This window comes from Undibacterium umbellatum (genome assembly GCF_014284125.1).
Classification (GTDB): Bacteria; Pseudomonadota; Gammaproteobacteria; order Burkholderiales; family Burkholderiaceae_D; genus Undibacterium; species Undibacterium umbellatum.
Genome location: NZ_JACOFX010000083.1, coordinates 1 through 293 on the forward strand (window position 1 = coordinate 1; position 293 = coordinate 293).

General features: G+C 49.8%; 1 protein-coding gene. It reads right to left on the reverse strand.

The window, feature by feature from the left end; all coding sequences use genetic code 11:
• Positions 1–196 precede the first annotated feature (196 nt).
• The gene (gene gpFI / locus H8L47_RS30475; RefSeq protein WP_408057761.1) at positions 197–286 is read right to left on the reverse strand and encodes a DNA-packaging protein FI; all 90 of its coding nucleotides are present in this window, start codon (positions 284–286) and stop codon (positions 197–199) included.
• Between the last annotated feature and the right edge of the window lie 7 nt (positions 287–293).

The following is a 293-nucleotide window of genomic DNA, read 5'->3' on the forward strand; positions in this document are numbered from 1 at the left end:
GTCATCAAGCTCCTCTTTCAGGATGAGTTGTACGGACACGAACTCATCAGTCATCAAGCTCCTCTTTCAGTTGTACGGACACGAACTCATCAGTCATCAAGCTCCTCTTTCAGTTGTACGGACACGAACTCATCGGTCATCAAGCTCCTCTTTCAGTTGTACGGACACGAACTCATCAGGTCATCAAGCTCCTCTTTCAGTTGTACGGACACGAACTCATCCTGTCATCAAGCTCCTCTTTCAGCTCTGCCACACGGAGCGCCAGTTCTTCTTTCGTCCCCGTCAGGCTGACA